This is a genomic window from Arthrobacter sp. NicSoilB11, from assembly GCF_019977375.1.
Taxonomy (GTDB): domain Bacteria; phylum Actinomycetota; class Actinomycetes; order Actinomycetales; family Micrococcaceae; genus Arthrobacter.
This window is the reverse complement of sequence record NZ_AP024657.1, coordinates 2,423,167-2,435,217: the sequence shown is the minus strand read 5'-3', so window position 1 is coordinate 2,435,217 and position 12,051 is coordinate 2,423,167. Positions and strand designations below refer to the sequence as shown.

The following is a 12,051-nucleotide window of genomic DNA, read 5'->3' as shown; positions in this document are numbered from 1 at the left end:
TCATGCCAATGACGCCCCGCACTGGCCTGCGTCTGGAGACGCACAAGGGGACTTTATCCCAAAGGGATCTTGGAAACGCTAAACATTTGACGAGATTACCCTCAAGATTTGGGAGTCTCCGGGCGGTTCACCCGAAACCCCCATGCCGCGCCCTGTTTAGCGGGTACCCCTGGGACAGTCACTTCCGCTGAATCGGCCCCTTGGGCTTGCCCTTCACCGCGACCAGGATGGCCAGCACCAGGGTGGCGAGGGCAAGCGGCAAGACCATAAGCGGCGCGCCGGGCAGCCCTGAGTTGCCGGCCACCATGAAGCCCAGGCAGCCGAGCATCATCAGGCCCGAGAAGGACGTCACCAGCCATGGCGTCACCCCGCCCTGCTTGCGCTGCTTGGCCAGGATGACGATGCCGGTCACGAGGCAGCCGATGGAGCCGACGATCAGAAAGACGTTCATCCACCCGTTGAACGGGGCGGCTTGGGCTGCTGCCAGTACCCGGACGGGGGTTAGTAGTCGGCAGGAGCCTGGGGGTTGTTTGCGGGGACTGGTGGCTGGCCGGTGTGTTCGGGATGCAATGGCTCGCCTAGCGTTGATATTCGACGGGAACACCTTGCGCAAGAACCAGCAATGACACCCCAATACGGGCAATCTTACGATGCCCCTGGGCGTTCCATGCCCAAGAGCGCTTTCAGCTGGAATTGGGCGGGATTGTGTCGATGCCGGGGAAGGTCTGGCATGCTGGAGCCAGCCCGTGAGCGTACACCAGGAGGCGCGATGATGGGCGCGTGGGGCTGTCTTCCGTTCGAGGACGACGACGCGCTGGACTGGCTGCAGGATCTCGAAGCCGGCGGAGCGGACGTCGGGCGCCAGGCGCTGGCGAAGGCCGACAACAGGTACGTCGAGGCGCCCGATGGGGCGATTGCTATGGCCGCGCGGAAGTGACCTCTGCTAGCCAAGGCAACCCGCTGGGGGAGTTGCCGGAGAGCGTCGCCGACTGGGTGACTGCTCACGGGCTTGAGATCACCGTCGAGGACGTGGAGATGGCCGTGGAAGCGGGCGAACGGGTCGCGGGGGAGAAGTCCGAGCTGGCCGAGCTGTGGGTCGACGCCGACGAACCGGAATGGCGCGAGTCCCTCGACGACCTCACGGAGCGGCTGCGGGTCGCGTTGAGATAGCTGCCAGTACCGTCCGTGACGCACGAGGGCCATCATTAATAGTGCGAGATACGCGGACGGGAGAAGCCCATGAAGGCCCTGCTGTGCAAGCTCAATATCAGCCACAAATGGCATGTCGAACACGCCGAAGACGGCAGCATGTATAAGCGCTGTCTCCGCTGTGGAAAGGACGACGACGAGCGCCAGAGGGGAGGCGGCGAGTTCAGCGGCTGGGTAGGACCAGTCGGCGGAGGCGGGATCTAGGCCGCCGGCCTCCTGAATGGCATAGCTGTGGTCCTACGTCGGCTCGTCACCGTCCTGCGCAGCAGGTGACACCGTGTGTCGATGATTGCGTCAACGAACTGCTAGTCCCGGACCGCATCCGGCCGCTCAGGATCAGGTGCTTTGTCAGCTGGCTGGCTTGCAGAGGCGATCCAAGGCATCGTTGAGGCTCGATTCGATCTGGCCGTTCATGAAATTCCGCTTCTCCTCGCCGGCTGGGTCCTCGAGTCCGGTCGGCAGCGGTGGCACGGTCACCGTCATCGTTGCCTGGTACCGCCCATCTGCGCTGCTGACCGCTGTCGTTTGATGGCCCCAGAGCGAGCCTAAACCCTCGTGTCTCGACTCTTTCGAGCACCCGTCCGAGTGCTCCCACATGCCCAACCCGTAGGGGGCGAAGCCGGAGCTGGTCTTCATTTCCTTCAGGGACGTCGATGAGACCGCCCGGCCGGTGAAGAGGGCGGCCATAAAGAGGTTCACGTCTTCGACAGTGGACGTCGCTCCTTCAGCCGGGTTGCCCGCCCAGGCAGCGTTGTCTGTGACGTCGACCCGTTCACCCCGGATGGTGGCGTAGCCGTGCAGAAGTCCGGGCGAGGTGGGGTCGACTGGTTTCAGGCTCGTGTTCTTCAACCCGAGCGGGTCAAAGACTTCCTCCTGCATGACCTGGTTGAAAGGCTTGTGCCGCAGTTCCTGTATCAGGAGGCCGAGTGCTAGGTAGTTCGTATTTGAGTACTTGAAAGTCCCCACGCTGGCCGCGGGCCACGGGAGCGTCCCAGCCAACTGCAATCCACTCTCCATTGTGAGCTTCTGAGAGAGCGCATGTCGGAAGTCGACATCTTGTGGCCCGGCCTCGTTGACCTCGGGCATGCCGGACGTATGGCTGAGCAGTTGCCTGACGGTGATCGGCGCCGGGGGGCTTGAGTGCGGACGTGAATCCGGGTATCACGTCATTGACGGGATCGTCGAGACCGATGAGGTGGTCCTCTACGAGCTTCAGCACGGCCACGGCTGTCATCGTTTTGGTGACGCTGGCGATCTGTATCCGGTCCCTGGTCTGCGCCGGAGTCTTGGTTTCCAGATCGCGTACGCCGTAGGCCTTAGACCACTCGCCCTCGGGCCAGCGGATTTGAACAACGGCGGCCACCGCGCCCTCGTCAAGGAAGAGCTGGATCTGATTTTCGAGGGGACCGAAGGCGCTCGGTGCGCTTGATGAGGGTGCGGGCTGATCGTTGGAATAGCTACAGCCAGATACGAAGAGGACGGCTGCGAGGGCCGCCCGACTCCAGATGGTATTCGTCGTGGTCATTGCCGCATCCACTCGGAACGAGATGACAGGTTTCGGCCGCTTGCGGCACCACATCCGGCCAGACCTGCGGCGGCACCGCCGTCCCAGCAGCTCAATTTTACGGCTGGCTATTGTGGCAAGGAAGCTTCAGCCCGTTGACCGGATTTCTTCTCGAGTCTTGAGTTCCCAGCCCCGCATCGCCACACGCTAAGCGCTCAGCCTGCTGTTCGCGTCCGCCGCTGCCTTCCGTGCCGCCAGCCGGGTATGGTCTCATTCAGAAGCTTTTCCCTGACCGGGTCGAGTCTCCCGGCCCGGTGGTCGATGCGCTGGGTGTGCAGCCAGACACCCAGGGTGCGCTCCTCGTGCTCGTCGGTCTTGTTGTGCCGGGGCGAGTCGCCTCCGGCAACCAGCCATGCAGTGACCGCTGCCAGACGCTGCTGCCACCGGGCCGCGTCGGCGTCCCGCTTCGTGGGCTGTTCCCGCCAGTTCGGGATGGCCTCCAGGGCCTGGGCGTAAACAGGGGAGAGGTCCCCGTCCGCGGCCTCTTTCCGGCGCCTCTGCAGCCACGTGGCCAATGCGCGTTCCCGGGCGGTGCCGCCTCTGGCCGGCAGACGGCCCTCATTCGCATAGAGAGCCAGGATGTCGTCCAGGTTCCGTTGGCCGGGGGCCGTCAAGCGCTGGGGCTTGGAGAAGGCAGCCACGTGGGCCGTCCGGAGTTCGGTATCCTTCCGGGCGGCAACCGCCAGGTGGTACCGGACGGTCGTCTCTGCGGCGCCGACGACCGCGGCGATCTTCGGCGCCGGAATGCCGCTGCGGTACATCTGCACCCCCTCCGGGTCCGTGGCGCTGCGCCTGGTCTGTCTCATCAGCTGGTTCGCGAGCTCATTCCGGAGAGCCACCTCGGGGACGTGCGGCCCGTTTCAGCTCGGCGATCCGCAACCGCAGGAACACAATGGTAAGGACCAAGGCGTACACCGCCAGGACAGTCACGACGATCATGAAAACTGGGTACAGGATGCCCAGGATTCCGAAGGCTGGACTGAGACTAAACATTGCTACCCCCAAGTAGTCGTTGCCCCAAGGCTACGTGAGCGGAAGGCTTTGCGGGGGTTTTGTGGATAGGCGACACTGCCCAGGAAACCTCGTCCGTCTCGCATTGACGCCTTTTGGGTACTGCCATGAAAGGGGGTGGCTGGGGCTTCGGAGCTGAGGGAGGTGAACAGCGTGGAGAAGGTGGACCTCAAAGGCAAAGGAACGATGGAGCTGTGCGATGGGGTCCTTCTGCTGCGCTGGAGGCAAGGGGCCAACGTTGGCATTGACGTAGCCAAAGCCGCAATCGAAACCATCTCCACTCTGGGCGGCGGCCACAGGTTGCCCATCCTGGTCGAGGTTCACGGTGTGACCCACTCGGCGGCTGCACGGAGCGTCTTTCCTGACCCGTCCAGCGTCTCGCGCATGGCGCTGTTGGTAGCCTCTCCCGCCGATCATGTGGTCGCCAGGCTCCGCCTGCCGGTATCTCCGCCCGGATTCCCGATCAGGTACTTTACCTCTGAAGACACGGCACTGGCGTGGCTGCGTAAGTCGTCGGAAGAGACCGAAGCGTAGGGCCATTAGTCTGCTTTGCCGGGCAAGCGGACGACGCTACGTCCGCGCCGGGCCCAGATCAGGTTACGCCGAAAGGGTGCGCCCCGTTCGCTGAGCGCACCCTTTCCCCGGACGCTGCCTTGGTCCGTTTCTTCCTGCCTAGGGCTTGCGGCCGGGCAAGACGAGGAGGGCGTCGCCGACTGGGCGTTCGCCGGTGGCGTCGGAGGGGGAGTTCATGACCTGGCCGCCCTGGACCATGGTGGTCGAGCCGCCGCCGTCGAGGTTCATGGCGTTGACCATGCCGAGCGATTTCGCCACGTGGGCTTCTTCGTTCAGGCTCAGGCCCAAGGACGTGGTTTGGCGGCCGTCGGCGGTGACCAGCAGGGTGCGGCCCTCGGCGTCCACTCCGGCGAAGGTGCGGGGGTTGCGCTTGTGGACCCAGCCGTAGAAGAAGCTGTTGCTGTCGTTGGTCCGGACCACGCCGTCGCGCTTGGCGGTGACGTCCATCTGCCCGTTCTGAACCAGGGTCGGGCCACCGTTGACGACGTCCGTCGACGGGGTGGTCTTCAGGGACTTGCCGTTCTCGGTGAGCAGGTCCGTGTCGACCTTCAGTTTCTTGCCCGGGACGGCCACGGCGGCAAGCTTGTCGACGTCGGCGCCGATCGCCTGCACTGTCTGCCCGCCGGCGGGCACCGCGGTGCCTCGCGCGTGGTTGACGGCGGTGACGGTCCCTTGGGCATCCAGGACGACCTCGAGCCCGGGCCCGGCCGGGGTGGTGGGGCCGAACTCGGGAGTGAAGGAGACGATCTCGTCCGGGTCGGTGCAGGTGAAGTCGTGCAGGGGCAGGTTCGTCGGGGTGTCGTCGGTGCCGCCGCAGTTGCGGATCAGCCCGGGGACCCGGTCGACGCCATCCAGCGGCAGTTCCGCCGCGCCCGGCGCGGTGACGGTGCCGTGCCAGTGCAGCCGCTGGATGGAGGTGCCGTTCTTGTCCAGGACCAGGGAGGGGCGGTCGCCCACGGGCTCGCTGAGGACCTTGCCATCGTGGACTGCGGCCCCGGCGGGATCACCCTCGGCACCTGCCGCGGGGTCCATGGTGAAGAACCCACCGTTCACGCCGGCCAGGGACCCTGCTGCTGCGGAGAGCTGGCTGGTCGTCTCACGGTCTTCGATGTTGGGGCCAAACGAGGAGGTGAGGTCGCCCTTGAATTCCTTCGGATCGATCGTGAGCACCTGGAGATTCCAGGGTCCGCGGTCGTCCTCCCTGGTGCCGGCGTCGCCGTCCCAGCCGGTGTAGATCACCGAGGATTTGTAGCCCGCGGCCTTGATTCGGTCCGCGGTGGCGGTTCCGTCGGCTTTCGAGCTGAACTGGCCCACACGGACCCGGTAGCCGAGGTCACCGCCGGCGTCGGCCAGCTGGGGTGACTGGACGTGCTCGACACGGGCGGTGACTCCGGCGGCATTGAGCTTGTCGGCCACCTTCTGGGCTTGGGCCTGGGTGGACAAGGCGGAGGCGGGGGCGTCGGGGTCCGGCGAGGTGGATGGGACCGCGACTTCGGCGGTCCAGAAGAAGTCCTGGTTCGGGGCGCCGCGGGTGATCGTGGTCCGAGTCAGGCCCGGAGCCAGCGTGGTCACGTTCCGCGTCTCAGGCAGGTCCTGCGCGCCGAGGTCCAGATGGCCGGTCTGTGACGGTGCGGCCGCCTGCTGGTCGGGTGCGGGTGCAGTTTGCGCCGCGGTGGAGGCGCCTGCGGGGGTGAGGAAGGCGAAGGGGACGGACACGGCCAGGGCGGTGATTACCGCACGGCGGTGACGATTATTGGGGCTGATCATGGTTATCGACACTAAAGTGCCAGGAAGTCATAGCACCCTCCCACACACCGCGGTTATTCATGCCTTCGATGAGTGTTCATCAACCGTTCGGGGAACTGTGTCCGGATGTTCCGTCCAGATGCCGTAACCCCCGCGCAGCATGGAGAACTCTTGGGCGTACCCGGCTGCCTTTGAGCCTCGTGCTGGGCATAGGAAAAGGTGCGCCCCGTTCGCTGAGCGCACCCCCTTCATTCCCCTCGCACCGGATCCCTATCCGATGAAAACATCATAAGCATGCTGATAGTTAGTTTGGCGAGCATTGCGTATTCGTAGCCGTATCGCCACAAATATGTAATTGGCTGGGAGGTGTCGCGTATGTGCCAGACCTAGACTATTGTCCTGTCGTTGAGCTGCAGCCGCCGTGAGCGCCGCGGGAGTCCCTGGGCCCAGAATGTGATCATGAGTCCTGCGGTTGCTGCGCCGCCGGCGAAGGTCCAAGGTGAGGACCACAAGCCTTCCGCGGTGGGAACGTTGAAGGCCACCACGACTGCGACCAGAGCCAGAAGAACCCCAACGACCGCCTGCAGTTCCCTCGTCCGGTACTCGGGGCAGGCGAGCCGGATCATGGGGATAGTCGGCAGCAGGAACAAGTAGAGGCTGAAGACCGGGTAAATGACGTTGAACGTGAGGATCGCTCCGCCCAACGCCAGCAGACCCAGGAACGTCAGCACCTGCAGCACCTGAGCGGGTTCTCCCCGGGTCCACCGGCTCAGCATCAGCCCCCAGGCCGGCAGGCCAAGCAGCCAGCGGCCGGCCCAAAATCCCAGGTCCAGCAGCGCCAGCGGGACGAGCAGGACATCGGGCTGCAGGAACGCCATGGACTGCCACACCGACGGGAGCTTCCCGACTGGGCCGAAAATGCACGCCCGGATCAGCAGGTGGGCGGCTATATATTCGGGCAGCAGCTGGATGACAGAGTCCCAGCGCATGTCATACGACAGGAGCGTTAGGGAGAGGACCGTGACACTGACCGCTGGGAACGCCCACGGGTGGGCAGATTGGGAGAGCCCCCGCCTTCTACTCTGGACATGAGCAGAGAGGGCCTCGGCCCTGGGCGCCACGTGCGGTGGATCCTTCTTCAGGACTTCATCAGTTATGCCTGGCGGTACACCGGCCCTGGACGGCTAGTGTATTTGGGATGGGCGAGGACGTCGGCTGGCGCCAAGAGGCCCAACTCATATGCTCGTTGGACGGCCATTAGACGATCCCCCACATCGAGCTTGCGATAGATGTGTTCCAGATGTTTTTCGGCGGTGCGGGGTGAGATACGGAGCTTCCTGGCCATGTTCTCGGCGGTCGCCCCTTGACTCAGTAGCATCATGATGGCCATCTCGCGAAGCGTCAATTCAATTGTGGCGTCTTTCGTCAAGGCAGCAGGATTGCTTGGCGCAAGCCTAAGGTGCGCCGCAAGGCCCGTCAGGACCGGTTGAAGCATTGATGCCAACTCGAACTCTTGCTCGGTGAAGTCATCGGGTCGTTGGACAAGATAGGAGTCCATGTCATCCCCGCCCAGTTGTAGCGGGATGGATAGCTCATGGTTCACATTCCAGGGCCGAGCCATGTCGTCCCACGCCTGCTTCATGCTGCGGCCGGCTATAGCCTCAGGAACCCGCCCGATCGACTGCGGCCCGGTCTGCCCTGTGAAGGCATGCCAACGCAACAGCGGCTGGTTCCTGTAATCGAAGTCCCCCGGCGGTTCGTTGGGAATGTACCTAGGAGGCCAGCAGTCGATGATGCGATTGTCCCACTTCCGTGCCACATGGTTTCGCGTCGAGCATGCACCATTGAAGGACTCGGTAATCAGCGCAAGGAGCTGCTCCTCGAACCGCGCGGCGGGCCCTGGCGGCCGCTGAAGGATTTCCCCAACCAGCTCGAGCCACATGCGGTACTGCGCATCATTACGCTCCACCTCAGAATTCTAAAGCCGCAGGCAGGCGCGTGACAGAACGAGATGCTCATTAGGGGGGACCCTCGTAGTAGATCTCCGTGTACGTAACTGTGCGTATAGGGCGCGATGAGCAAGGTAAATATTCTGGGCTTATAAGGCGGAAAGCCTCAAGAGCAGTAGCGGATCCCAAGGCAGGGTAGACGCTCCCGACACCCTCAACGCGGAGCGCGTTGCAGGATCCAGGGCCCCGCGGTCAGGGACTGTGTCCCGATTATTTGTCCCGCATAGTCCACGGGACCTACTAACTCGCAAAACACAAAAGGGGAGATTTATATGAAGCGCCAAGCAGCACCCTTCGCCCTGGCGGCCGCACTTTTAGCGGGAACAGGCACAGCAACCGCCATGCCGCCAGAGCCAATTGGCGGAACCTTTCAATGGCCGTGCCCCACCTTTACGGCAGATCTGACTGTGACCGGAAAGAGCGGCACCATCTCGCTTCCTGGTGGCAGCAAAGCTATCGCCCCGAACCAGAGGGTTACGATCGCCAATCCAGAAACAGGCGAAGCAGTCCGTTACCTCATCACGGGCGTTACCCACGTCGCAACCCAGCCCGATGACAGCTTCGCCGTAACGGCAACAGGGTTGAACGTGATTCTGGTGCCCGAAGCTAACGGCCACGACGCCGGATTGTTCCTTACTCGTGGAACGGTCAACTGGACTCTCAACCCTGATGGGTCTGAGCGGACTTTGTTCACCTCCGAAGGCGGCCAGGTAACGGACGTCTGCGAACTCCTCGAGTAGCTCGAGGAAAAATGGGGCACTGCGAGTGGCTCGAGGTGCCCCATGCTCGACTCAGCAGCGCAGCGCGAGGACCACGATAGAACCGCGGCGAACGTATGTGGGTGGCGCACGGGTTCCGGCCCTTCTTCTAAGTCCGCCATGCGGTGACCTGCTAAGTGGTTACTCTCACTCCTATGGATATTTTGTACCAGCCGAAATGGACAGGCTTCGATGCTTTGAACGAACTCGGCCAGGTCGATTGGAGCCAAGTGGAGCACTGCTATGGAAAAGGCGTTGTTCCGCTGGGCCTCGAAGGTGACGTCTCGCGATCACTGGCTGCTCTTCGAATCGATCATTCCCAGGCCATGCACGCGCTGTACTCGAACATCTGCCATCAGGGCACTGTCTATCAGGCAACAGCCCATGCGGTGCCTTACATCGCGGCTGTCGCGGCCGGAAATGTGCCGTACGTGACCCGCACACAGCTCCTGGCACTCCTGGGGGACATCTCGATCGGAGGAAGTTACGTGGCTCCGCGTGGCTCTCACACGGGCGCCCTCGGAAAAGACGCAGACGTCCTTGTCACGGAATCGATTGCCGCCTCGATAGGGCGCCTTGCAACGATCCGAACGCCCAAGCTTGTGGCGCTGATCCAGGCAATTCAGGAGCTTCTTGTCGAATCGACCGACGGGCGCCGGGCCTCAGTCGAGTCAGCCATCGACGCCGCGATTACTCCGCTAACCACACCCTAGGACCTTTGACACTCCTGCTCTAACCGTAGGTAGGTGCCCCGAGAGGACCGGCCTTTCTTGCTCTCTGCCCTACGGCTAAGTTTGGGGTATGAAGGAACAGGAGAAGGCGGGAGGGGGGTGCTCCGCTGGAGTGCCTCCGAGACTTCCTTGGTGAGGAGACTTTGGCAGTCCTCCTGAACGTCAGTTTGGAGCGCGCCTATAGAGAAAAGGCCAAGTACGTTGGCGCGGGAATTCTTCTCCCGCAGATGGCGGTTCCCGAAAATAGTCCACGGTCCCCCTCACTGCGGTGGGCATAGGAGGATATGGATGTTGCCGTTCTGTGGCCTGCTGCCCCAACGAACACGGCCAGTGAGGTGCTTCCCAGTCCTGATGTTCGCTTTTGTATCTCCGCCCTGATGGTGAAATCCAGCCGGGCGGCTCGTTATGTGATGCGGGGGTCGGTGTCCAGCCGCTGGCGTGTTTGAGTCTGTGGTGCCGGGGACAAGGCTGTCCCAGGTTGCTGATCCCGGTGGTTCCGCCGTGATGCCAGGCCAGGAGGTGGTCTGCTTCGTTGTCCAGGGACTGGTTGCTGCACCCGGGGAACGGGCATCTGCCGTCGCGCATTCGTAGCCAGTTCCGCATGGCCTTCGTCAGCCGGTAGCTCGTGCGGCCGATTTCCAACGGGGCCCCGTCCCGTGGATCTATGAGCACCCGATGGAACGAATCCGTTCCATTGGTTAGGAGATTCCGGGCCATGGAGGCAGGGATGGGTCCGAACCCGTCCAGCGTGGCCGGTTCCTCTGTCAGCCCCAGCAGTGAGAAGACGGGAACGGTGATCAGGACCTCGGCCCGGGGCGTAGGGACATCGGCCATGCCGGGTCCTCCGGCCCCAGCCCCGCCGCTGCTGATGCCGTTGTCGCTTCGCAGGACTGCCGCAGCAAATACGTCTGCCCGTAACTGGGTGAGAGTTCGGTTCTCGTGGGGCCCTTGCAGGCCCCGGGCGATGGCGGTAATGCGGTTCCAGATAGCAACCGCCTGGTCCGCGGGCAGGTAGGCAGACACCCGCGCCATGCCGTCCTGCTCCGGGGTATATTCCAGGCACCTGTCCCGCGCTCCCTTAGCATGGCGTTTTTCGATGCTGTCCGGGTGGTGCCGTTCGCGCCAGGTCCTGGCCTTCCTCCGGAACCTGAAGGCGGGCATCTCGCCGGCCGGGCAGCCGCGGGCAGGATTGGCCGCGTCAGCGCCGAGGAAGTGTGCCTCAAGTGCCCGCGCTGCGTCACAGTCAAGGGTGGCGGTCTCGTCCACCATCACCCTGGCGTGTTGCCATGAGACAGTTCCCGCCTGCAATGCTGCCAGGGTGAGTGGCAAGAACGTAGCCAAAGCATGGGATTGCTCCAACAGCATGCCCGCAGCCCGATCGCCGATGGCCAGTACACAGCCCACCTCGGCCGCTATTGCCATTTCCTGCGCCTGGACGGGCATGCCAGGAGGCGCGGCAGATCGCGCGGAATCCGCATATCTGGCCGTTGCCTCCGCCTTCAACGCAGCGACCCGGGCCTCGGTTCGTGAAATTCCGGCAAGGATGTCCAGGCACCCGTCAGCGACGGCGGCCAAGGGGTCGGTGTGCTGGGGGAACCCGTTACGGGACTCACCCACCTCGGCGCGGAGCAGGGCAATCGAGGCGTCGATCGCCTCAAAAGCCTCGACCACCTCTTCGCTTCCCATGTACTTATTATCCAAAGGGGGTGTGACATTTTACGGGCTGCCGCTCTGCGCCCACGATCCTTCGTCACGACAGGAGCCGCGTGCATAGCCGCCGTGGCGGGCGCGGGGGTGTCCCGATGACAGCACGCACTCTCGAAAGGCACCACCCTGACTGACCAGAACTTTGCAGTCCCGGCCCAGCACGCAGCGCAGACACCGGCCAAGCGACCCTTTTACAAGGGAAGCACCTCGTTGTCCCCGGAAGCGTCCCGCTGCTACCGGCCTGGCGGCGGCAGCGCCTCTCCCCACATTGAGTGCGGCGTGATGGGGTTGATCAACGGCCCGGAGGTCAAAACTGCCAGTTCCTCATCTCATCTGTGAAGGCCATTATTGAATGTACGAAGAAAAGCCGTGGAGGATCAGAGAAGTGTCATGCTGCAGGCCCTTATGTGCAGGTTGAATATTCGGCACGATTGGCATGTCGAACACGCCGATGACGGTGGTGTCTACAAGCGCTGCCGGCGGTGCGGCAAGGACGATGATGAGCGCACCGTAGGAGGTGGCAACTTCAGTCATTGGGCAGGCGGTTGAAACGTGGCAGCATACGGTCAGGTCATCGCACTGACCCTGAACGGTCCCGGAATTGTCTACACCCCATGGCCGGACCTTGCTGAACTGTGGGACAACGCTGACGAACCGGAATGGCGTGAATCACTTGAAGACCTCAAGGAACGGCTGCGGACAGCTTTGCGGTAGACCCGCCAGTTACCGTCCAGGCTCCCTGG

General features: G+C 63.3%; 15 protein-coding genes and 1 pseudogene. 7 read left to right on the top strand and 9 right to left on the bottom strand.

What is annotated here, in order from left to right; translation table 11 throughout:
* Window positions 1-178: 178 nt before the first annotated feature.
* Window positions 179-451, bottom strand: a complete 273-nt coding sequence (locus tag LDO14_RS11250) for a hypothetical protein (protein WP_223991787.1) — start codon at window positions 449-451, stop codon at window positions 179-181.
* A 318-nt stretch (window positions 452-769) separates the two neighbouring features.
* Between LDO14_RS11250 and LDO14_RS21595 the strand changes: the two genes are divergently transcribed.
* From LDO14_RS21595 to LDO14_RS11240, 3 genes are all read left to right on the top strand, one after another.
* Window positions 770-937 (top strand): DUF4259 domain-containing protein, encoded by a 168-nt coding sequence (locus tag LDO14_RS21595; protein ID WP_263422475.1) that lies wholly within the window; start codon window positions 770-772, stop codon window positions 935-937.
* Window positions 934-1,170, top strand: a complete 237-nt coding sequence (locus LDO14_RS21590; RefSeq protein WP_263422474.1) for a DUF4259 domain-containing protein — start codon at window positions 934-936, stop codon at window positions 1,168-1,170. The genes LDO14_RS21595 and LDO14_RS21590 overlap by 4 nt, the downstream gene beginning before the upstream one ends.
* A 69-nt stretch (window positions 1,171-1,239) precedes the next feature.
* Window positions 1,240-1,413, top strand: coding sequence for a hypothetical protein (locus tag LDO14_RS11240; protein ID WP_223991785.1), 174 nt, complete (start codon window positions 1,240-1,242; stop codon window positions 1,411-1,413).
* Between the two features lie 144 nt (window positions 1,414-1,557).
* On the opposite strand, the gene LDO14_RS21585 is transcribed toward LDO14_RS11240, so the two are convergent.
* From LDO14_RS21585 to LDO14_RS11230, 3 genes and pseudogenes are all read right to left on the bottom strand, one after another.
* Window positions 1,558-2,295 (bottom strand): serine hydrolase domain-containing protein, encoded by a 738-nt coding sequence (locus LDO14_RS21585; RefSeq protein WP_263422473.1) that lies wholly within the window; start codon window positions 2,293-2,295, stop codon window positions 1,558-1,560.
* A gap of 109 nt (window positions 2,296-2,404) precedes the next feature.
* Window positions 2,405-2,734: pseudogene (locus LDO14_RS21580) on the bottom strand (serine hydrolase domain-containing protein); the annotation flags it as partial.
* Between the two features lie 194 nt (window positions 2,735-2,928).
* Window positions 2,929-3,579 carry a helicase associated domain-containing protein gene (locus LDO14_RS11230; RefSeq protein ID WP_223991783.1) on the bottom strand — a complete coding sequence of 217 codons (651 nt, stop codon included), beginning with the start codon at window positions 3,577-3,579 and terminating at the stop codon, window positions 2,929-2,931.
* 358 nt (window positions 3,580-3,937) lie between these two features.
* Here LDO14_RS11230 and LDO14_RS11225 point away from each other — a divergent pair, with 358 nt between their 5' ends.
* Window positions 3,938-4,318, top strand: a complete 381-nt coding sequence (locus LDO14_RS11225) for an STAS/SEC14 domain-containing protein (protein ID WP_223991781.1) — start codon at window positions 3,938-3,940, stop codon at window positions 4,316-4,318.
* A gap of 138 nt (window positions 4,319-4,456) precedes the next feature.
* On the opposite strand, the gene LDO14_RS11220 is transcribed toward LDO14_RS11225, so the two are convergent.
* The 3 genes from LDO14_RS11220 to LDO14_RS11210 all read right to left on the bottom strand — a co-directional run bounded on the left by LDO14_RS11220 (window position 4,457) and on the right by LDO14_RS11210 (window position 8,072).
* Complete coding sequence (locus LDO14_RS11220; RefSeq protein WP_223991779.1) at window positions 4,457-6,124, bottom strand: phosphodiester glycosidase family protein; 1,668 nt, start codon at window positions 6,122-6,124, stop codon at window positions 4,457-4,459.
* 365 nt (window positions 6,125-6,489) lie between these two features.
* Window positions 6,490-7,092: a hypothetical protein gene (locus LDO14_RS11215; RefSeq protein WP_223991777.1), complete on the bottom strand. Its 603-nt coding sequence runs from the start codon at window positions 7,090-7,092 to the stop codon at window positions 6,490-6,492.
* Window positions 7,093-7,256: 164 nt separating this feature from the next.
* Complete coding sequence (locus tag LDO14_RS11210; RefSeq protein WP_223991775.1) at window positions 7,257-8,072, bottom strand: helix-turn-helix transcriptional regulator; 816 nt, start codon at window positions 8,070-8,072, stop codon at window positions 7,257-7,259.
* 312 nt (window positions 8,073-8,384) lie between these two features.
* Between LDO14_RS11210 and LDO14_RS11205 the strand changes: the two genes are divergently transcribed.
* On the top strand, window positions 8,385-8,852 hold the full coding sequence (locus tag LDO14_RS11205; RefSeq protein WP_223991773.1) for a hypothetical protein: 468 nt from the start codon (window positions 8,385-8,387) through the stop codon (window positions 8,850-8,852).
* A gap of 173 nt (window positions 8,853-9,025) precedes the next feature.
* Window positions 9,026-9,583 (top strand): hypothetical protein, encoded by a 558-nt coding sequence (locus tag LDO14_RS11200; RefSeq protein ID WP_223991771.1) that lies wholly within the window; start codon window positions 9,026-9,028, stop codon window positions 9,581-9,583.
* Window positions 9,584-9,763: 180 nt separating this feature from the next.
* Here LDO14_RS11200 and LDO14_RS11195 read toward each other — a convergent pair whose 3' ends face one another.
* A complete protein-coding gene (locus LDO14_RS11195) occupies window positions 9,764-11,287 on the bottom strand; it encodes an HNH endonuclease signature motif containing protein (protein ID WP_223991769.1) in 1,524 nt (507 codons plus the stop codon).
* Window positions 11,288-11,653: 366 nt separating this feature from the next.
* The gene (locus LDO14_RS11190) at window positions 11,654-11,842 is read right to left on the bottom strand and encodes a hypothetical protein (RefSeq protein WP_223991760.1); all 189 of its coding nucleotides are present in this window, start codon (window positions 11,840-11,842) and stop codon (window positions 11,654-11,656) included.
* Between the two features lie 18 nt (window positions 11,843-11,860).
* Here LDO14_RS11190 and LDO14_RS11185 point away from each other — a divergent pair, with 18 nt between their 5' ends.
* On the top strand, window positions 11,861-12,022 hold the full coding sequence (locus LDO14_RS11185) for a hypothetical protein (RefSeq protein WP_223991758.1): 162 nt from the start codon (window positions 11,861-11,863) through the stop codon (window positions 12,020-12,022).
* Window positions 12,023-12,051 lie beyond the last annotated feature (29 nt).